At 59.7% G+C, this 18242-nt stretch carries 18 protein-coding genes; 5 read left to right on the forward strand and 13 right to left on the reverse strand.

Annotation, left to right across the window (positions count from 1 at the left end; genetic code table 11):
* Positions 1–31: 31 nt before the first annotated feature.
* The gene (gene nadA / locus NW846_RS05945) at positions 32–964 is read right to left on the reverse strand and encodes a quinolinate synthase NadA (protein WP_414347504.1); all 933 of its coding nucleotides are present in this window, start codon (positions 962–964) and stop codon (positions 32–34) included.
* 156 nt (positions 965–1120) lie between these two features.
* Positions 1121–1963, reverse strand: a complete 843-nt coding sequence (gene nadC, locus NW846_RS05950) for a carboxylating nicotinate-nucleotide diphosphorylase (RefSeq protein WP_011429830.1) — start codon at positions 1961–1963, stop codon at positions 1121–1123.
* A gap of 18 nt (positions 1964–1981) precedes the next feature.
* Between nadC and NW846_RS05955 the strand changes: the two genes are divergently transcribed.
* Positions 1982–3058, forward strand: a complete 1077-nt coding sequence (locus NW846_RS05955; RefSeq protein ID WP_414347501.1) for an ABC transporter substrate-binding protein — start codon at positions 1982–1984, stop codon at positions 3056–3058.
* Positions 3059–3266: 208 nt separating this feature from the next.
* Here NW846_RS05955 and NW846_RS05960 read toward each other — a convergent pair whose 3' ends face one another.
* From NW846_RS05960 to mrdA, 5 genes are all read right to left on the reverse strand, one after another.
* Positions 3267–4031 (reverse strand): hypothetical protein, encoded by a 765-nt coding sequence (locus tag NW846_RS05960; RefSeq protein ID WP_414347513.1) that lies wholly within the window; start codon positions 4029–4031, stop codon positions 3267–3269.
* A gap of 380 nt (positions 4032–4411) precedes the next feature.
* Positions 4412–5077 carry a hypothetical protein gene (locus NW846_RS05965; RefSeq protein ID WP_011429827.1) on the reverse strand — a complete coding sequence of 222 codons (666 nt, stop codon included), beginning with the start codon at positions 5075–5077 and terminating at the stop codon, positions 4412–4414.
* 26 nt (positions 5078–5103) lie between these two features.
* The gene (locus tag NW846_RS05970; RefSeq protein WP_346426044.1) at positions 5104–6345 is read right to left on the reverse strand and encodes a threonine-phosphate decarboxylase; all 1242 of its coding nucleotides are present in this window, start codon (positions 6343–6345) and stop codon (positions 5104–5106) included.
* Positions 6320–6637, reverse strand: a complete 318-nt coding sequence (locus NW846_RS05975; RefSeq protein ID WP_011429825.1) for an HU family DNA-binding protein — start codon at positions 6635–6637, stop codon at positions 6320–6322. Before NW846_RS05975 ends, NW846_RS05970 begins: the two co-directional genes overlap by 26 nt.
* A 332-nt stretch (positions 6638–6969) precedes the next feature.
* Positions 6970–8871 carry a penicillin-binding protein 2 gene (gene mrdA / locus NW846_RS05980; protein WP_414515557.1) on the reverse strand — a complete coding sequence of 634 codons (1902 nt, stop codon included), beginning with the start codon at positions 8869–8871 and terminating at the stop codon, positions 6970–6972.
* A 125-nt stretch (positions 8872–8996) separates the two neighbouring features.
* Here mrdA and NW846_RS05985 point away from each other — a divergent pair, with 125 nt between their 5' ends.
* Positions 8997–10259 carry a lipopolysaccharide biosynthesis protein gene (locus NW846_RS05985; RefSeq protein ID WP_414515559.1) on the forward strand — a complete coding sequence of 421 codons (1263 nt, stop codon included), beginning with the start codon at positions 8997–8999 and terminating at the stop codon, positions 10257–10259.
* Here the strand turns inward: NW846_RS05985 and NW846_RS05990 are convergent.
* Together NW846_RS05990 and NW846_RS05995 are read right to left on the reverse strand one after the other, a co-directional pair.
* Entirely contained in the window at positions 10256–10618 is a 363-nt protein-coding gene (locus NW846_RS05990; protein ID WP_011429822.1) for an FHA domain-containing protein, read from the reverse strand. The two genes, NW846_RS05985 and NW846_RS05990, sit on opposite strands and share 4 nt — an antisense overlap.
* 111 nt (positions 10619–10729) lie before the next feature.
* Positions 10730–11572: an SDR family oxidoreductase gene (locus tag NW846_RS05995; RefSeq protein WP_011429821.1), complete on the reverse strand. Its 843-nt coding sequence runs from the start codon at positions 11570–11572 to the stop codon at positions 10730–10732.
* Positions 11573–11690: 118 nt separating this feature from the next.
* On the opposite strand from NW846_RS05995, the gene NW846_RS06000 reads away from it, so the two are divergent.
* Positions 11691–12182 (forward strand): YajQ family cyclic di-GMP-binding protein, encoded by a 492-nt coding sequence (locus NW846_RS06000; RefSeq protein ID WP_099884135.1) that lies wholly within the window; start codon positions 11691–11693, stop codon positions 12180–12182.
* 175 nt (positions 12183–12357) lie between these two features.
* A complete protein-coding gene (locus NW846_RS06005) occupies positions 12358–13032 on the forward strand; it encodes a DUF3318 domain-containing protein (protein WP_011429819.1) in 675 nt (224 codons plus the stop codon).
* Positions 13033–13343: 311 nt separating this feature from the next.
* Here NW846_RS06005 and NW846_RS06010 read toward each other — a convergent pair whose 3' ends face one another.
* The 4 genes from NW846_RS06010 to NW846_RS06025 form a co-directional block, all read right to left on the reverse strand.
* Positions 13344–14600, reverse strand: a complete 1257-nt coding sequence (locus NW846_RS06010; protein WP_414347675.1) for a BREX system ATP-binding domain-containing protein — start codon at positions 14598–14600, stop codon at positions 13344–13346.
* Positions 14573–15523 carry a hypothetical protein gene (locus NW846_RS06015; protein ID WP_414347677.1) on the reverse strand — a complete coding sequence of 317 codons (951 nt, stop codon included), beginning with the start codon at positions 15521–15523 and terminating at the stop codon, positions 14573–14575. The genes NW846_RS06010 and NW846_RS06015 overlap by 28 nt, the downstream gene beginning before the upstream one ends.
* Entirely contained in the window at positions 15520–16287 is a 768-nt protein-coding gene (locus NW846_RS06020) for a hypothetical protein (RefSeq protein WP_414347680.1), read from the reverse strand. The genes NW846_RS06015 and NW846_RS06020 overlap by 4 nt, the downstream gene beginning before the upstream one ends.
* Positions 16288–16359: 72 nt before the next feature.
* Entirely contained in the window at positions 16360–17313 is a 954-nt protein-coding gene (locus NW846_RS06025; protein WP_011429816.1) for an asparaginase, read from the reverse strand.
* A 142-nt stretch (positions 17314–17455) separates the two neighbouring features.
* On the opposite strand from NW846_RS06025, the gene NW846_RS06030 reads away from it, so the two are divergent.
* A complete protein-coding gene (locus tag NW846_RS06030; RefSeq protein ID WP_414515562.1) occupies positions 17456–18205 on the forward strand; it encodes a sirohydrochlorin chelatase in 750 nt (249 codons plus the stop codon).
* The last annotated feature ends 37 nt before the right edge of the window (positions 18206–18242 follow it).

Consider the following 18242-nt stretch of genomic DNA (forward strand, 5'->3'; position numbering starts at 1 on the left):
ACAAAACAGACCCTCGCCAAGGGTGCTCCCTCTAGGCTCCAGCAGGCACTGACAGCATGGCCAGGATGGACTTGCGGGCTTTTTCGGCCACCGCCTCCGGCACCTGGATCACGTAGCGCATCTCCACTAGGGAGCGGTAGATCTTCTCCAGGGTAATTTTTTTCATATACTCGCAGACGGCGTCCGCCTTGACGGGGATAAAGGTCTTATCGGGGGCCTCTTTTTGCAGCCGGTGGAGAATGCCCACTTCGGTGGCAACCACAAACTCGCGGCTGGCCGAAGTTCTGGCATAACGCACCATCCCCTCGGTAGAAAGGAGCTTGGCGTCCGGCTTGAGAAATAGACAACTGGAGCCGCAACTGCACTCGGGGTGGATGAGGAACTCCGCCTCCGGGTGCCTCTCTGCCATTGCCTTGAGGTGCTCCTCCCGGATGCCGACATGGACGTGGCACTCGCCGGGGAATAGATCCAGCTCCCTCCCCGTTGCCTGGGCTACATAGGCCCCCAGGAACATATCCGGCACAAAAAAGATGGGGCGATCCGGCGGCAGGCTAGCCACCACTTGAACCGCGTTGGCGCTGGTTACGCAGACATCGGCCAAGGCTTTAATCTCGGCGGCCGTGTTGACATAGGCCACCACCAGCCCCTCGGGGTTGGCCTCCTTCCAGCGCAGAACGTCCTCTGGGCGGATGCTGTCGGCCAGAGAGCAGCCCGCCTCCAGATCCGGCAGCAGCACCGTCTTTTCCGGGTTGAGGATAGCCGCTGTCTCGGCCATGAAGTGGACGCCAGCAAAGACAATGACCTGGGCATCTGTCTTTTGGGCCTCGCGGGCCAGGCCCAGGGAGTCTCCCACAAAGTCCGCCACTTCCTGCACCTCGGGGAGTTGGTAGGAGTGGGCTAGGATAACGGCCTGCCTTTCCTGCTTGAGTCGAGCAATTTCCTGGACAAGGGTTTCTTGGGTCATGGTGAACCTTCTGTTTTGGCTGGACCGGCCACGGGTGCAGAGCTGGACTGGTGCGGGGCTAAGGAGAAGTTGCCAGCAGGCAGCAACTGGCCTTCCTGCTTTAGGCGGGATCGTTACCTAGCCTAGCATTAGAAACAGCGCTCCCTGGGGCAAACCTCAGGGCCGCACCACGAGCAAGGAGAGATCCAGGGCCTTGGCCGAGTGAGTCAGGGCCCCCACACTGATGTAGTCAACGCCTGCCTCCGCCGCTTTCCGGGCGCGCTCTAGGTTCATGTTGCCGCTGGCTTCTAGGGGAACTTTCCCCCCTACCCGTTGAACGGCAGCCCGGATCTGCTCCAAGGGGAAGTTATCGAGAAGGATGAGATCGGCGCCTGCCGCCAAAGCCTCCTCCAGCTCCTGGAGGTTGCGCACCTCAACCTCGACCTTGAGGTGGTGGGGGGCACCTGCTTTGGCCCGCTGGACGGCTGCCAAGATGCCGCCTGCGCCGCGGATGTGGTTTTCCTTGATCAAGATGCCGTCGAAGAGGCCAAAGCGGTGGTTTTTGCCGCCCCCTACCCGCACGGCGTATTTCTCCAGGGCGCGCAAGCCGGGGGTAGTTTTGCGGGTGTCCAGAAGCTGGGTTGAGGTTCCCCGCAGCGCCTCTACGTAGGTGCGGGTGAGGGTGGCAATGCCGGAAAGCCTTTGGAGAAGGTTCAGCGCCAGCCGTTCTGCCGCCAGAATGCCCCGCAGGGATCCCTTGATCTGGACTACCTCCTGGCCAGCGACAACAGAGGCTCCCTCCTCTACCTGGGAGGCGAACGCTAGCTGGGGATCCACCAGCCGGAAAACCCGCCTGGCAATTTCCAGGCCAGCTAGGATCCCTGGCTCCTTGGCCAGGATCACCGCCTCCCCCTCAACGCTGGGGGGCAGGGTCAGCTCGCTGGTGAGATCGCCGTGGCCGAGATCTTCTTGTAGCCAGGCACACAGGGTCTCCTCCGGGATGTATAATGCTTGCGTCATCTTTCGCTTTAGTTACCTATGGCCTCGGTTGGATCCTCTAGACCCAAGGGCGGCACCTTCAGCCGTCGTCAGCTGCTCAAAGCAGGAGCTGCCGCTCTTGGAGGCAGTTGGCTGGCCGCAGCAGGGGCTCAGGCTCAACGACGGGCTTCCCCCACTCTGATAGTGGCCCAGAGATCCAAGCTCGAGCGAGTTTCCTATGCTACCAACTGGTATGCCCAGGCCGAGCATGGCGGCTTTTATCAGGCGGTGGCCACAGGCATTTACCGCGAGTATGGGCTAGACGTCACCATCAAAATGGGTGGCCCTGGCGTCAACATCACCCAGATTTTGGCTGGCCGAGCCGCCGACTTTGCCATGGGGGGAAGCGCAGGGGTCATCAACGCTGTGCGGGAAGGGATCCCGCTTATCTGCGTGGCGGCTATTTTCCAAAAAGACCCCCAGGTTCTCCTCGCCCATCCCGGCACCCAGCGCTTGGAGGATCTCAAGGGCCGACCCATCTTCGTGGCCAAAGGGGCTTTTACCACCTACTGGCCCTTTTTGCGGGCCAAGTACGGCTTCACCGACGACCAGACCCGCCCCTACAACTTCAACCCCGGTCCTTTCCTGGCGGATCCCAGCTCGGCCCAGCAGGGGTATCTCACCTCTGAGCCTTTTGCCATTGAAAAACAAGGAGGCTTTAAGCCAGTGGTCTTCCTCCTGGCCGACTACGGCTACAACCCCTATGCCACCACCATCGAGACGCGGCGCCAACTGGTGGAAAGCAAGCCTGACTTGGTGCAGCGGTTTGTGGATGCTTCTATCAAGGGCTGGTACAGCTTTTTGGAGGATCCCCGCCCCGCCTACCGCCTCATCAAGCAGGATAACCCGGAGATGACTGATGAGCAGTTGGCCTACAGCTTTGAGAAGCTGAAGGAGTACGGCATCATTTTGTCTGGCGATGCCCTGGAAAAGGGCATTGGCGCCATGACCCACGAGCGTTGGCAAAGCTTCTTCGAGAGCATGACAGTGGCGGGTGTCTTTGAGCCAACCATTAACTACCAAGCCGCCTACACGTTGGACTTTGTCAATAAAGGCACTGCCTATTACAAAAGCTAGGTCAGGTTGCGAAAAAGGGAAGGGGGAGGGGATTGCATCGGTTTGGAGGGGGCTGCCGACCGTTCCGCTCTGCCAAAGGCCCTCACCCCCAGACCCTCTCCCTTTGGGAGAGGGGGACTAGGCATCTCACTGCTCCACTGCTACTTGTCAATGAATGAATGAATGGCTGTAACTAACCTTCGGGTATCCTGCCGACCGCTGGCCAAAGCTACTGCTCGGCAATGGTGACGTTGAAGCCCTTGTTCTTCAAAGTTTCAGCGTGGTAGCGGGCATATTCCAGTTGTTCAAATGCTGCCAACTGCACGAACTTCTGGCCGTTCACATCTCTTACAAAAGCGTCATTGGCAACTTGCCGAGCTCGCGCCAAGCTTTCCTCTCCGGAGTAGGTGGTCAGCACCAAAAAAGTTCCTTCGCCGCGGTTAGGCCCCAAGGAATCGAGATCGTTGCTGTGCAGGGGCACCGTGAGCAAAGATTCTGAAACAGTGGCCACTTTGGGCTGAGAGGGGCGCTCCAGGCTGGCTGCCACTTTCTCCACTGTTTTCGGGCGGGAAGGAGCAGGTTTCTGTACAGCCGCGGCCAAGTTGGTTTGTAGGCTGTCCAACAAGTTGGCGACATCCTGAAGGGGATCGACCCGCAGCTCCTCCAGATTGGGAGTGTTGGCCAACCCTAGCGCCAACTGACTGGGATCCAGCCCACCTGAATAGAACTCTTCCCCTACCTGTCCTGGCAGCGGCTCCAGGGGAAGCAAGGGCAACCGGGCCAAATCCACCTGGGCAGGGATCCCTTTTTCCGTCTTGTGGGCCAGGACAGCGGTTTGGGGAAGCGACAGCTCTTCCGGCCAGATCAGCCAGCGCACCCCAAAGCCGATCCCCGCGCAGGAGAGGGCCCACACCAGCAAGACCCAAAGAGGGGAGAGCACCCCCGCCGGCCGTGGCGTTTCTTCCTCCTCCAAGTCTTCCACGACTTCTTGCATCAGCACAGGTGAAGAGCGCTCCACGGGGATATCGCTTCCAAGGGGATCTGCCCACGGCAAGGGGACAGATGGCCTGCGCTGCAAACGTTGCCAGAGGCGAAATCGCTCCAATTCCTTGAGCTCATCCAGATGCAAGCAGCTCAGCGCTTCCTGAAGCGTCAGTTGAGGAGTCGGCTGGGCTTGCGGGGCCCTCGGTAGGGGTCGAGTAGCATCTGAGGGAAGTGGAGAAAAACTCATAGGCAACTCACCCTCGCTAGACTAAGAGCTAGGAAGCCAGCAGAACCGATCCGGTGCTGAACCCGAGAACCGCTTAACCACAGAGCCAACCCCAGGGACAAAGGCAAGCCATCACTACCATGCCACAAGCCGAAGGCCTTCTTCTAGGGATTGGCCGCAAGATAGAGGGCGCGCACATCTGCCGGCAGATGCTGAAGCAGGAGCTGGCGAGCGGAGGCAACAATGGCATCCACCTCCTCTGGGGCGAGGTAGTACCTGTCAGCTTTGAGCTGGGCAGCGATGCGCTCCGGCGACCAACCAAACCGATCCCGTAGCAGCAGAATAAAGCGCATATCTCCCGGCAAGTTGTCCAGAGCCGCGCTCAGGTAACAGGCCAATGCCGGCGAAAGAGGGGGCTTCGCTGCACCAGCGCTCGCAGTTTGAGGAGGGGCAGCCTCACCCTCAGCAGCGCCGTCAGACCGCCCCGCAAAAGGCCAGATCAGCTCGCGGATTTGCGCCGCCAGCCAGGGTGCCAGCACCGGATCCCCGCCCCCCTCGCTCTGGAGCGTGCGGACATCGAGATGCTGAAGGCGCGCATACAGGCGCAGCCAAACCTCCTCTCGCCAAGCAGCCCGCTGCTCCGGGGGCAGATGCTCGGCCAGGATCCCATCCACCCAGGCGCAGTAGCGGCAAAACAGGGCGATGAAGTAGCGCGCCGCCTGCGGCTGCCGTTGAAAGGCTCGCAGCAGTTCCAGATCGCTGTGGTGGGCCACCCCCTTCACGATAGAGGCCTCGCACTCCCGCCAAAGGGGAGTCACCACCTCAACCATAATCCCTCTCGCCAGAAAGAAGCTCTCTAGCTATTTTCCAAGATCTCTCGACAGGCCGATAGCAACTGCTCCTGCTCCGGCAGGGTTCTTAGGCCAATGCGCAGATAGCGATCCCCCAGCTCTGGAAAGCTCAGGCAATCCCGCACCAGGATGCGGTGCTGCCGCAACAGCTTTTCTTGAATCTGCGTAGCGGAGCCAGGGCAGCGCACCAGCACAAAGTTGGCTTGGCCGGGCCAGGGATCCCAGCCGGGTAGCCCCTGTAGACCTCTCAGCAAATGCTCCCGCGCCGTAGGCAGCCAGGCCAGGGTGCGCCGGCGAAAGTCTTCATCTGCCAGAGCCGCCGCCGCCGCCACCGCCGCCAATCCGTTGACGCTCCAGGGATCCCGCCACTGCCGCCAGCGCCGCCAGTGATCCGGATGCCCCACAGCAAAGCCGATGCGCAAGCCGGGCAAGGTAAAGAACTTGGTCAGCGAACGGATGACGATGGTGTTGGGGTGGGCCTCCAGGTGAGGGATCAAAGTCTGGCTGCGGGGCAGCTCTCCCACCTCTGAGCTGGCGTCCAGAGGGGGCAGCTCCTGCGGGGCGTCTCCTGGCAAAAAGTCCATAAAAGCCTCATCCACCACCACCTGCTCGAACTGGGGCAGAAGGGGCAAGATGTCTTGCCGGAGGAAAAGCCGGCCCGTCGGGTTGTGAGGATTGTTTAGCCAGAGCACCCGGCCTGTCTTGTCCGCCCGGATCTCTTTCTGCAGCAAGGCCAAGGGGGGGGATCCCTGAGAGGGCAAAAGATCCAAACCCCTGAGGGTTACACCCGCCGCCCGCAGGGCCCGCTCATAGTCCCCAAAAGCCGGCCGGGGCAGCCAAACCTCCCGTCCCTGGGCATCGCGGGCCGCCCAGGTGAGCAATTCCGCCGCCCCGTTGCCCACGAAGATCCACTCCGGATCGACCGCCCAGCGCTGCGCCAAACAGGCCCGCAGCTCGCGGTAGTCGGGATCCGGATAGCGGCTAATCGCAACTGGATCCGACGCCGACAGGGCCCGAGCCAGAGCTTGCAAAACCGACTGCGGCGGACCCAGGGGGTTGAGGCTGGCCGAAAAATCCAAAATAGCCTCGGCAGGGCAGCCGGCAATGGCTGCCCCCCAAGCGCGATTGCCACCATGCTGAGGCCGTTGCACGCCTGTCCATCCCAAAGCCCAGGTTCGCTGAGAGAACTCCGCCTGAGGAGCGCGAACGGCTGGGATCCCGTCAAACTCCCGAAGACTTGTGGCCACCTGCCACCGCATCGCGGAAAGTTTTGCCTGCAGTGAAAGTCGGGACAATGCTGGCTGGGATCACCATCTTCTCGTTGGTCTTCGGGTTGCGACCTTCCCGTTGTTTGCGCTTGCGGGCCTCAAAGGAGCCGAAGCCCACCAGGGTCACCTTTCCTTTGGGTTCACCGTTTTCATCGCGGGATGCGACCTCTTCGACAATGATCTCCAGCGCCGCCGTCAGGACAGCTTCAGCTTCTTTTTTGGTTACGTTGGCGCGATGAGCGACGGCATCCACAAGCTCTGCCTTGTTCATCCTGATCTCCTCGTGAGTTAGGCAATAGGGTTAAAACAGACTCTGGCCGCGTACTTGCGAGGTGCTGCGAAGCAACCACGGCCCAGAGTGTTCTCAGTTTTTAGGAGCGGGGCTTGCCCTGCACTGCGCCAAGGCGCCGCTGGCGCGAATGGCAGGATTGTGGCAGTTTGGCTCCAAATCACTGACATATTCTACAGCCAAGTTAGGGCAGAAGCCGGTTGGAGAAGGGATTTTAGGGGGGCTGAGTGGAATTTTTTGGGAACAAAGAGAGATCAACCGATAATCCTAATATCCACTCCCCTCGAATGCCGGGGCAAGTCGCGCCCAGGGCCTCACGAGTCACGTTGGAAGTAGGCCCGCATCACCTCGCGGAAGATCGGGGCGGCCCGGGATCCACCCCCGCCGCCACTGTTTTCCAGAAAGACCACGACTACCAATTCGGGCCGGTCGTAGGGGGCATAGCCGACAAACCAGGCGTGGGAGCGCCGCGGCGGATCCTCGGCGGTGCCGGTTTTGCCGGCGGTGGGGGGAAAGCCCGGCCCCAGGTTGGCGTTGCCGCCGGTGCCGTAGACCACCACATCCCGCAACCCCTGCTGCAGGATCTCCAGCGTGGCGGGGGAAAGACCCACCTTCTGCCGCAGGGGCACGGGGCTTTCCGGGATCACCTGCTGCGAGAGCAAGGGGCGAACCCGCCAGCCGCCGTTGGCCACCGCTGCTGTTACCACCGCCATCTGCAGCGGCGTGGCGGTGATAAATCCCTGGCCGATGGACATGTTGACCGTATCGCCCACGTACCAGGGCTCGCGCCAGTGGCGCTGTTTCCACTCGGCGTCGGGCACCAGCCCAGCAGCTTCCCCTTTGAGGCCGATCCCGGTCAATTGCCCCAGCCCGAAGCGGCGCGACCATTCTTGCAGGGGGGCGGCCTTGGTGCCCAGGGCAATTTGGTAGAAGAAGGTGTCGCTGCTGTAGGCCATCGCCTGGCGGTAGTTCAGCCGCCCGAAACCGGCCCGGTTCCAGTCCCAGAACCTCCACCCGCCCACCTGGATGTAGGGGCCGGTCTGCAGCACCGTATCCGGGGGAAAGGCTCCCGACTCGATCCCGGCGGCGGTGGTGATGATTTTGTAGGTGCTGGCGGGGGGATAGGGCCGCAGGGCGCGGTTGAGGAAGGGGAAGTCCCGCTGTTGCAGGCTCTCCCACTGGGCTTGGGTGATGCGGCTGGAAAAGAGGTTGGGATCAAAGGTGGGATAGCTGGCCATGGCCAGGATCGAGCCGTCGCGGGGATCCATGGCGACCACTGCTCCTTTTTGCTGGCCGAGGGCTCGCTCTGCCGCCTGCTGCAGCCGCACATCCAAAGTGAGCTGCAGGGTGTTGCCCGGTTGGGGCGCTTGTTCCCCCAGCACCCGCAGCACCTCTCCCATGGCGTCCACCTCCACCTGTCGCCCGCCCCATTGGCCGCGCAGATGGTTCTCGAACAATTCCTCCACTCCCATCAGGCCAACGATATCCCCCAGGCGATAGCTAGGGTCGGCCCGCAGTTGCTCTAGGGGGATCTCGCCGGTGTAGCCCAGCAGATGAGCGGCCAAGTCGCCGTGGGGATAAAACCGCACCGTCTCCGCCTCCACCATCACCCCCGGCAGCTCGCGGCTCATCTCTTCCAGTTGAGTGACCACCTGGGGGCTGGCGTTGCGCAGGATGCGCACCGGAAACGGGGAGCGATAGCCCGCCTGCTCCAGTTTTTGGGCAATCTCTTCGGGAGCCATGTTCAAGGACCGGGCCAGCTTGGGGATCGTCTCCTGCCAGCCCTGCCGCGATTGCACCAGCGGCCACAGGAAGACCGAGTGGGAGAGCTGGCTGCCCGCCAACAACACGCCGTTGCGATCCACAATGCGCCCCCGTTCCGGCGGCTGGGGCAAGAGACGAATGCGGTTGGTATCGGCCAACTGGCGGTAATACTGGGTGCGCACCAGTTGCAGGTAGGCCAGGCGGGATCCCAGCCCTCCGAACAGCAGCAGGCTGGCCAGCAAGAGCAAGACAACGGCCCGATAGCCTTGCCCCACCGTTTTGGTCGGCAGGGATCCCAGCCAACGAGGACTACCGCCGTCCGGCGGGGGTGGGGGAAGCACCCGGCGAGGGGCAGGCGGCCTGGAATGGGGGGAGAACAGGGCTTTTGGATCCCGTCCGGTCAAGGTGTTGGGGCTTCGCGTGGCGTCGCTGACAGGGTAGAGTTTGGCCATGAACTTGCCAGAAGAATTGCAACCCATACACCCAAAATCAAGAGGAGATGCCCGCTCTTGGGCGGGCCCTCTCAGCATCCATCCAGTATCCCTGGCTCTGGCAAGCCTCGTCCAGGAGTGGCAGCGTGGATAGAGCAGAACAACAGCGGCTACGCCAGGCTGCCTGGCTGATGGTGGGCAATGGCCTGCGCCTGGGGTTGTCCGGGGCCTATTTCATCCTGCTGGCGCGGCTGTTGGGGCCGGAAGCTTTTGGAGTGTTCTCCGCGATTTTGGCCTGCAGCAACCTAGCTGCCCCCTTTGGCTACTGGGGCCAATCGGAATTGCTGATCCAGCGCCTAAGCAACCGGAGATCTGCCGCGGCTGCCCCGGAGATCAGTCCCAGCCTGTGGCTGGCCGGACTGGGCTGCGGCGGGATGGCGCTGCTGTTGGCGCCCCTCCTGAGCCTCTGGCTGGCGGAGACTTCTCCCCTGCTGGTAGGGATCCTGCTGGCCAGCGACCTGCTGTTTATCGCCATTCCTGAGGTGTACCGAGGGATCCTGATTGGGCAAGGGCAAGTTGCCGGCGTGGCCCTCATCGACACCGGCATGGCGCTGGGGCGATTGGGGGCTGTGCTGCTGGCGGTGGCCTTGGGCTGGGGATCCCTAACCCAATGGGCCATTCTCTACGGGCTGATGGTGCTGGCGGTGCTGCTACTGATGGCGCGGGGGATGGGACGGTGGAGCAAGCCTTCTCCCCCCCTGGCCTGGAGAGATCTGGGGGAACGGCTGGTGGCGGGCTGGGACTTTGCCGTGGGGCTGGCGGCGGCCAAAACCTTCACCGACCTGGACAAGCTGCTTTTGCCCCGCCTGGCCTCGGCAGCAGCGGGGGGGCTCTACAGCGCTGCCTACCGGGTGATCAACTTTTCGCAAACGCCGATGATCGCTCTGCTCACCAGCCACTTTGCCGAGCTGTGCCGCCAAGGACAGAAAAGCCTGCCGCAGGGCTGCCGCTACGCCTGGCACCTTTCCCCTTGGGTGGCGGGCTACGGCAGTTTGGCCGCCTTGGGGGTGGCATTGGGCTCTTACGGGATCCCTTGGGTGCTGGGGTCGGCTTACCAAGAGACGGCCCTCATCCTGCGCTGGCTTAGCCCGGTGATCTTGCTGGAGGGGATCCACCTGCTGCTGTCTCACCTGCTCACCGGGTCAGGGTTGCAAAAGCCCCGCAGCCGCCTGCAACTGCTGGCTCTGGGGCTCAACGGGCTTTTGAATGCGGTTTGGATCCCGAGGTGGGGTTGGCGAGGGGCGGCTTCGGCCACCTTGCTCTCAGAAGTGGCGCTGGTGCTGGCCTTGCTGCTGCTAATTCGACAGCAATTGCGCTTTCCAGAGGGAGGCCAACCCAGCTCGAACTAGGAGGTCTTGACGATGTAGGTGGCCTTGGCGTCCGGACCAAAGCTGATGACATCCCCCGACTTAAGTTGGTGGGTAGAAATTTTCTGGCCGTTGATCAGCAGGCCGTTGGTGCTGGGCCTACCCTCCAGATCGCCATCGAGAATGCGGTAGTAGTACTCTCCCTCCTTCTCAGCAGGAACGCGCAGCAGCATGGCGTGGTAGCGGGAGGCGTACTGGGAGTTAAGGCAGATGTCGTTGGCCAGGTCGCGACCAATGAAGTATTTCGCAGAGGTCAGCACCTGGCTGCGGCGGCCATCTCGATCCTCCACGACCAAGATGTGCTGCTGAGCACTCGGAGGAGAAGGCGCAGAATCAACCATAATCCCTTCCGCTGCAACTGCCCGAATCTAACCTTAGCACCATACTATCTATAGAAGCTCGACTCCAGAATTGGCAGAGCTGCAGAATCGCCTAAGATGACCTGCCAAATCTCAAGGTCGGCCAGCGGCCCTTTGCAGCAGCGGGCCCACCAGCTCTGGGAAAAGGGCATAGGCTCCTACTGCCCATTGGGCCATGCCCACCACCACCTCCGACTTGGACTGGCGAGCGGCGTCCCAAATGGCTGCGGCCACTTCTTCTGGCCGGCTGGCCCAAAAACTCTCCAGCGCCTGTTGCATTTGCTCGCGGGCTTTCCCACCTGAGGCTTGCGATTGGCCATCGGGAGAGGACTCCGGCCCCCCCTCATCCAAAAAAATGGCTCGCTTGAGAAAATTGCTGCTGACAATGCCCGGATGGACGCCGATCACCTGGATCCCGTGGGGTTGCAGTTCCAGCCGCAGCGCCTCCGTCAGCCCACTGACCGCGTACTTGCTGGCACAATAGGCGCTCATTTGGGGCAGGGGCATCTTGCCGCCGACCGATCCCACGTTGATGATCTGACCTTTTTTGCGCTTCAGCATATCGGGGAGCACGGCCCGGATGGTGTACAGGTAGCCCCAAAAATTGACCGCCATCAGCGCCTGCCAGTGTTCCAGGGTGGTTTGCAAAAAAGGGCCCTTCAGGCAGATGCCGGCGTTGTTGATCAGACAATCGATGCGGCCATAGCGTTCTAGGGTTCTCTCCACCAGGTTTTGCACCTGTTCTGGCTGCGTGACATCGGTGGGAACGGCCAAGACCTCGGCGTTTAGGCTTTGCTCCAGCTCGATGGCGGTTTGTCTCAGGGTTTCGGCGGTACGGGCGGCCAGCGCCAAGCGGTAGCCGCCACGGGCAAAGGTAAAGGCCGTGGCCCTGCCGATGCCTTCGGAAGCGCCTGTAATTAAAACAACATCGGCCATCCTGCTTCTCCGCAAATCTGGACTGGGATCCCTTTACCTGTTGTAGCTTCTTTGGGGGTTGGGGATCCCTGCTTGGCCTGAGGGCTTAAGATACGGAGCGGTAGCGAAGATACAGTTTATGGCCTCTACCTACTCATTCGATATCGTCAGCGACTTCGACCGGCAGGAACTGGTGAATGCCGTGGATCAAGCCCGGCGGGAGATCAAACAGCGCTATGACCTCAAGGATACTCAGACAGAAATCGAGCTGGAGGAGGGATCCCTGACCATCACCACCGCCAGCGAGATGGCTCTCAACTCCATTCGCGATCTCCTCCTCACCAAGGCGGCCAAGCGGGGCCTCTCCCTAAAGATCTTCGACTTTCAACCTCCGGAGAGTGCCGGCGGCAACCGGGTGCGCCAGGTGGTTCGGCTGAAAAAGGGCATCGATGCGGCGCTGGCCAAGCAGATTGCCAAACAAATCCGCGACAACTTCAAAAAAGTGCAGCCCTCCATTCAAGGGGATCTGGTGCGGGTTTCCGGCAAAGACAAAGATGAGCTGCAGGCGGTCATTCAAATGCTCAAGCAGCAGGATTACCCGGTGGCGCTCCAATTTGTCAATTACCGATAGAGATCCGATACAAAGTCGGGGGGATCCCTGGTTGATGATAAGGATTGGTGCAGAGCGATCCCGGCTCTCGCCATCCCATCGCCACAGCCTCTCTTGGAACCAGTCTGCAGAAAAAGCTAGGATCCCTTACTATGGGGATGATCTCCATCTCCAGCCGCGACTCTGCCGTGCCAGTATGTACACTATCTCTGAGTTCGATCGCCTGATCCAGTTTCTCCCGGTGGAGATCCGCCCCGAGGTGCAGATCGAGATCGGCACCCCTGACCAATCTCGGGTTGTGCAGCCGCTCTGGCGCTTCCCCTGGCAGAAGTACACCCGCTTCGCCATTGACCTCAGCCGCTGGCAGAAGCTGAGCCCTGACCAACAAAAGATCTACTTTTTGCGGGAAGCGGTGATGGCCACCGAGCTGGCCTTGGGGGATAACTGGTCGGCCCTGTTGCTGTATCCCGCGCTGATCGGGGCCGGCAGCATGGGCATTTTGGTGGAGTTGCAGATGGGGGATAACCTGGGCGTGGGCTTGGCAGCCGGCTTGGCGGCGTCGGCGGTGTTTCTTTTGCGCAAAGCAGAGAAAGGCCAGAAGGCCCAGGTGGCAGCCGACGAGTTTGCCGTGCGCTACGCCTCCCAAAATGGCTACACCTCCGAACAGGCGGCTGCCATTTTGCTGAGCGCGTTGCAGCAGGTGGCCATCCTGGAAGATCGCGTCAAGAACGACTACGACACCACCATGCGCCGCCGCAACCTGGAGTTTCTGGCGCAGCGGGGCCTGGGATCCGGCACCTTGACCATCAATCCCAAGTACCGCAACAAGGGCCAGAACCCCAACCCCTACCAAAATCCCTTTCAGCGTTGAGCAGTTCCTGCAAACTAGGTGGGGGATGACTCCCGACCCTCAAACATGGGTGACGCCACGCTGCGCGAACCGATAGCGTACCGGCTTCACGCTTCACTGACTTGTCTCAGCATGCTGCCACCGTGCAACCCACGGCGGAAACCAGTCAGGGAAGCTCTCCAGAGATTTAACTCAATCTCTTCAACTGAAGCACGAACGGCTTTCATCCCGACACTGATTGGCTCTTGAGTCAACACAATTCACCCATACAGTGCGGGGCTTCCCGCCGATTAAGCTAAACTCAGAAAACTTTGAGGAGCACCTAGGCTTGCTTAAGCTTCCTCTTCCAGTTCTTGGATCTCTTCCGTAGGGGTGTGTCCAGTCGCTTTGTCTTCCTCAATCTGAACTGTACCAGTGGGGTTGTAGTACCGGCGCACATCCCACTCAGTAATCCAACGGCGAATAATTGACCGCACGGTAGTTGTGCCGTAAAGAGGAGGGAGCTCAGACAGTGATGGCCGTACCCAATCAGGGTAGGCCTTCTGGTAGAGATCCACCACCTTGTGCAACATCGCTTGAATGGCCTCCTGAGCTTCCGAACAGGAACGGAGGGGGATAGCTTGCTGAATGGCCTCCATGCCCGCTTTTACAGCTTCTTCAGAAATATGCTTCTGGCGCGCCATCTCAGGTGCCTTCTCCCGATCCCCTTTTTCCTGCAAGATAGACTGCTCAAAGTCGCGGGTTACTGCTCCCGCTAGAATTAGCGGAGCTGCTTTTAGTTCTTCAGGTAAAGTTTCCTTGCCAAACAAGTGGCCAAGAACGCGGTAGGACTTGACCCGCTGCAGGATGCTGTACTGTGCAATCAGCTCGATCTCATCCACCAAAACCACCAAGCCCCTGAGCCCTATGGCCCGACATAGCTGAGCAGAGAAAGCCAGGCGCTGCCAGTGCAGACTTTCCGCAGGAGGTAGCTTGCTGACGGAGTAAGCCCCTGCCAGGCCGTGATCCCGAAGTCTCTGCCGCACCTCTGACAGCCTCAAGGTAGGTTCACCAGCCCAAAAGCGGACAATAGCGTCTAACTTCTCGTCGTCACCCTCTAGCCTTTGGTGTAAAGCTAGAGTAGCCGGCCACCAGCCCTCTCCAAATCGCCATTGGTTAACCGAAAGCTGGAACTCCTGGAAAGAAGGCTGTTTGTACTGCAGACGAGCTGCAATGCCTTGAAGCCCGCGCTCAGCCATGTCAGGGAGTTCGATTTCGGCAAGAATGCGGGGAATTAGGCGACTAGGATTGCCAAGAGGCAGCTCTTTAGAGATGACAACCAGCGAGGTGGCAAAACCCTGCTTCTTTGCTTTTTCCTGCAGAGTTAGTAGAAGATGAGACTTACCAGTTCCGAAGTCCCCCTTCACGAGCATCCCCCCAGGCTCTAAGCTGGGGGCGTTGCATAATTCCCAAAACTTCTCTTCGACCTCTTGTTGCCAGGAGCCAAGTTCTGCAACTGCAAATGGATTGGGAACACCGTTTCGCAGCGCTTCAATCGCTCGTCGGGCTACAAGTGATGCGCTCATTGAAGTTGAACCATAGTTGTACAAGGATTGGGATACTTGGAGGAATATACCTCGTTCTGGATTCGAGTTTGCAAGGCTCGGTACTTATGGTAGGACAAAAGTTCTGATTCAATGAACTCTGGAGGGGCCATGAAGATTATGGCTGTTTTCTCAAGCTTACTGTCTGCATCGATAAACTCTCGCAAGGTTTCATAGAGATCGATGATTTGCCTACGGGTAAAGATTGGACGTCCACTTTCTCTTCGCTCGTAGTAATGAAACAGACTGACAAGGATTGCCGTAGAACCGAACTGGCGTGTAAAAAGTCTCAGAAAAGAAAGTAGGATCTCTCTGGAGTTTGTCCTATCAATCCTTCGAAGAATAGCTGCTCCACGCACTTGACTAATAGATTTCAGCGTGCCTTTGAGCCACTCCTGAACCGCAAGGCACAAACCTTCTAGAGTGCCTGGACTTTGGAGAGGCTCGTAGATAAGACGGGAAATAGCCTTGCGAAAGTCGAGAGCCAGAGAGTAGTCCTGAAAAATCAGCCTCTTGATTTCTCGCTGGAACTGTATGTTAATCTCGCGGGCCTCGACTTGGTAAAACTCTGCCAGTTCCTCTAAAGTACAGTCCTGAGGTTCTGAGCTGAGGGGATATCCAACTTTTTTGAGAATGCTATAGCGCAGTTCTCTGGCAAAAGATTCCCAGTCTACCCTCTGAGCAAGGGCAAACCAAAAATTCTCAATTGAATGTAGATTGATGCACTCTTCGGTTAGATCAAAAAGCTGAAAAGAAGGAGGGGATAGCTTTTCCCGAAGAGATTTGTAGAGGCGGGAGTAGGAATCTCTTGGGACGACAGCTAGCTTGACGGTTGCACCGCCCTCAGGTATGAAGGATCTCAGGTAGTCTTTCTCAAGACAACGCAGCCATAAATCAAGCTGTAGACAACTATGGGTTTCCCCACTCATAGACGCTCAAACTCCAAAAGATAGTAAATATGTTCCTCACCGCGTTCATCGCGAATGCGATAGCAGCGACCTGAGCGAGTGCCTGTAGATGCAGAGAAGATCAAGCGATAGCCATCCACATTGTTGATTGGGCTTCGATCTAGAAGGTAAAGATGTCGGGTAAATTCTACTTCTGTGTAGTCTGAGTTATTGAGGTGGAGAACCTCAAAGACATCTCGCGCAGCTACGCTTATGGAGTTAGGTAGCTGCTCCACACACTTTCTCAGGTAGCCTGCCGCAATTCTTGCCGCCTTCCAAATGAGCTGAAGGACAGCCTGGGGATCAGTCTCTTTGCTCTTGCCGCCTCTTGCTCGCTTGATTGCTTCAGCAATAGCACTGGGCCGCTGGGATCGGAAAATCTTGCGGTCAATACGTATCCGCTCTCTGGCAAAGTGCACTGAGACAGGAAAGGCCACAAAAATGTTGGGATTCTCGGTAGGAAGCCAGGGCTGGCCTACCCGTTCCCCCACTTCGCGGGCCAGGTCTTCGAGGGAGGGGGTGGACAAAACTTGCTGGGCTTGTTCAAGAGCTCGCCTCACCAGCTCCGCTTGGGAGAGAGCTGTGTTCAAGGCAGAGCCGCAGCTTTCCACCTGGCGGTTTACTGCTTGGAGATCTCCCCTTCTGCTAGCAGCTTGAGCGCTGCCTACCGCTTTCGTCACTTTCTTAGTTAGCTCAACCAAGCTGGCCAGCTCGCCGTCGAGAGCTTTGAAAGCCTCCTCAATCATTGCTCTTCCAGTTTTTCAACAAAGTAACACTGCCAGGGAATGAGATGCAAGACTCAGCCCCCGTTGGGTTGCTCAAGGCATGCGCAGCTCCCCTTCCACCTCCAGGCGGGTGTAGGGGCCGACGGCGAGGAAGCGTTCCCCCAGCATCTCGGCGGCAGCCGGTTGGATCCAGCCCATGCGCTGCAGCAGGTGCAGGGCCAGGGCATATTTGGCCCGCGCGGCCCCGTCTTGTACCTTGATGGCCAGGCCCATCCCCTCTCCGACGCGCCCGATGCACTGGATCCCTTCGGCGCCGGACTTGCTGACCAACTCTCCCTGGGTGGCCCGCATCAATTCGGTGTCGAAACATCCCTCACCAGCCACCATTTCGGGGTGGTGGGTCATGGCGCGGGCGATGGCCTCCAAGTCCGGCCGCTCGCCGGCGGTCAGTTGGGCATATAGGGAAGCCAGGTGGTTGAGTTGTAGCTGGTAGGTGGGCACGCCACAGTCGTCACGAGCAAACAAAAACTCTTCTGAGGGCATTTGCAACAAGTCGGCCAACTTGGCCCGCACCAGGGCCTGGACGGGGTGTTGCCGCTGGGCGTAGTCCTGCAGAGTCCAGTTCTGAGCGCGGCTGGCCAGGAGCATGCCGGCATGTTTGCCGGAGCAGTTGTGGCACAGGGGGCTGGGCTTGCCGGGTGGGGTGGGGCAGACCAGCAAATCGGGAGACAGATCGGCCCGCCAGAGCATGCTGAACACCTGCCGCGCATGGGCCGTGGTGCCCTGATGGGAGGCGCACATAATGGCGATGTCTTTCTCGCTGAGGCGATAGCGCTCGCGGATGCCGGTGGAGAGCATGGCCAGCGCTTGGAAGGGTTTGAGCGCAGAACGGGCAAAAACAGGGGTGGTGCTCTTGCCGGCCATGGCCAGGGATCGCCCGCGGCTATCGGCCACGACCGCTTGGCAATGATGGATGGATTCGGTCAACCCCTCCCGCAAGACATGGATCAACAGTTCGGGGGTGGTAGAACGATTCTCAAATGACATGAAATCCTGGGAAAGGGCCGACGAGTCTGAAAAGGAGGTGTGTACTTTATCAAATCATACGCGCAGATGCGGCGCGAGACGTTGCCGGAACCTTTCCAAGTAGCAAAATAGAACAGTTGCGTCTGGATCCCTGACTGCTGCCATGTCCTCAGCCCCGCTGGTGTTTTTGGTTTGTCACGGCAGCCGGGATCCCGAATACCAGCAAGCGGCGGCGGATTTGCTGGCCCGGGTGCGGCAGCGGCTGGCTCCTCAACCGGTGGAGCTGGCCCAGTTGGAAGGTCAGCCTCTGAGCCTGGCGGAGCAGATTCACAGACACCTGACAGCCCGCCTGGAGGGGCCGGTGGTGCTGCTGTCGCTGTTTATGGGCGGGGGATCCCATGTGGAGGAGGACTTGCCGGCTGCCCTGGAGCAGGTTCAAGCTCGCTGGCCGCACCTGAAGCTGCTGTTGACACCGCCGATTGGCCAGCATCCAGCCCTGCTTGATCTGGTGGCAGCGCGGGTGGCAGCGGCGCAGCGGTTGGGGGAACTGACCCACGGCTGGATCCTGTTTGGCCATGGCAGCCGTCTGCCGGGGTTTGCCGCCCAGCTCCAAGCAGGGATCCAAACTGTGCAACGGCGCTTGCCCGAGATCCCCTTGCATGTGGCTTTTGCTGCCCAGTCCCCCACCTTAGAAGCGGTCGTGATCCATTGCTTGCGCCTTAGCCAGTGCCGTCTACGGGTGCTGCCGTTTTTTCTCTTTCCAGGCGGTCTGCTGCGCGCCCTACAAGAACAGGCTCAGCGATTACAGCGGGAATGGCCTCTGCTCCAAATCCAGGTGGAGCCACCCCTCTGGCGCGATCCTCAACTGCTGCAGGCCATTGTTGAGACGGTGCGGACGGCCTGTTCTCGCTAGATGGGCTGGTCAAAGCCGTCTTGCTTAAGCAAGATGG

The sequence above is a fragment of the Synechococcus sp. W60.3 genome, from assembly GCF_047502615.1.
Lineage (GTDB): Bacteria > Cyanobacteriota > Cyanobacteriia > Thermostichales > Thermostichaceae > Thermostichus.

Bases quoted from the DNA above. Each gene is read 5' to 3' on its own strand.
- nadA (WP_414347504.1), bottom strand. From the start codon at position 964: ATGACCCAAGAAACCCTTGTCCAGGAAATTGCTCGACTCAAGCAGGAA.
- nadC (WP_011429830.1), bottom strand. From the start codon at position 1,963: ATGACGCAAGCATTATACATCCCGGAGGAGACCCTGTGTGCCTGGCTA.
- NW846_RS05955 (WP_414347501.1), top strand. From the start codon at position 1,982: ATGGCCTCGGTTGGATCCTCTAGACCCAAGGGCGGCACCTTCAGCCGT.
- NW846_RS05960 (WP_414347513.1), bottom strand. From the start codon at position 4,031: ATGCAAGAAGTCGTGGAAGACTTGGAGGAGGAAGAAACGCCACGGCCG.
- NW846_RS05965 (WP_011429827.1), bottom strand. From the start codon at position 5,077: ATGGTTGAGGTGGTGACTCCCCTTTGGCGGGAGTGCGAGGCCTCTATC.
- NW846_RS05975 (WP_011429825.1), bottom strand. From the start codon at position 6,637: ATGAACAAGGCAGAGCTTGTGGATGCCGTCGCTCATCGCGCCAACGTA.
- mrdA (WP_414515557.1), bottom strand. From the start codon at position 8,871: ATGGCCAAACTCTACCCTGTCAGCGACGCCACGCGAAGCCCCAACACC.
- NW846_RS05990 (WP_011429822.1), bottom strand. From the start codon at position 10,618: ATGGTTGATTCTGCGCCTTCTCCTCCGAGTGCTCAGCAGCACATCTTG.
- NW846_RS05995 (WP_011429821.1), bottom strand. From the start codon at position 11,572: ATGGCCGATGTTGTTTTAATTACAGGCGCTTCCGAAGGCATCGGCAGG.
- NW846_RS06000 (WP_099884135.1), top strand. From the start codon at position 11,691: ATGGCCTCTACCTACTCATTCGATATCGTCAGCGACTTCGACCGGCAG.
- NW846_RS06005 (WP_011429819.1), top strand. From the start codon at position 12,358: ATGTACACTATCTCTGAGTTCGATCGCCTGATCCAGTTTCTCCCGGTG.
- NW846_RS06015 (WP_414347677.1), bottom strand. From the start codon at position 15,523: ATGAGTGGGGAAACCCATAGTTGTCTACAGCTTGATTTATGGCTGCGT.
- NW846_RS06020 (WP_414347680.1), bottom strand. From the start codon at position 16,287: ATGATTGAGGAGGCTTTCAAAGCTCTCGACGGCGAGCTGGCCAGCTTG.
- NW846_RS06025 (WP_011429816.1), bottom strand. From the start codon at position 17,313: ATGTCATTTGAGAATCGTTCTACCACCCCCGAACTGTTGATCCATGTC.
- NW846_RS06030 (WP_414515562.1), top strand. From the start codon at position 17,456: ATGTCCTCAGCCCCGCTGGTGTTTTTGGTTTGTCACGGCAGCCGGGAT.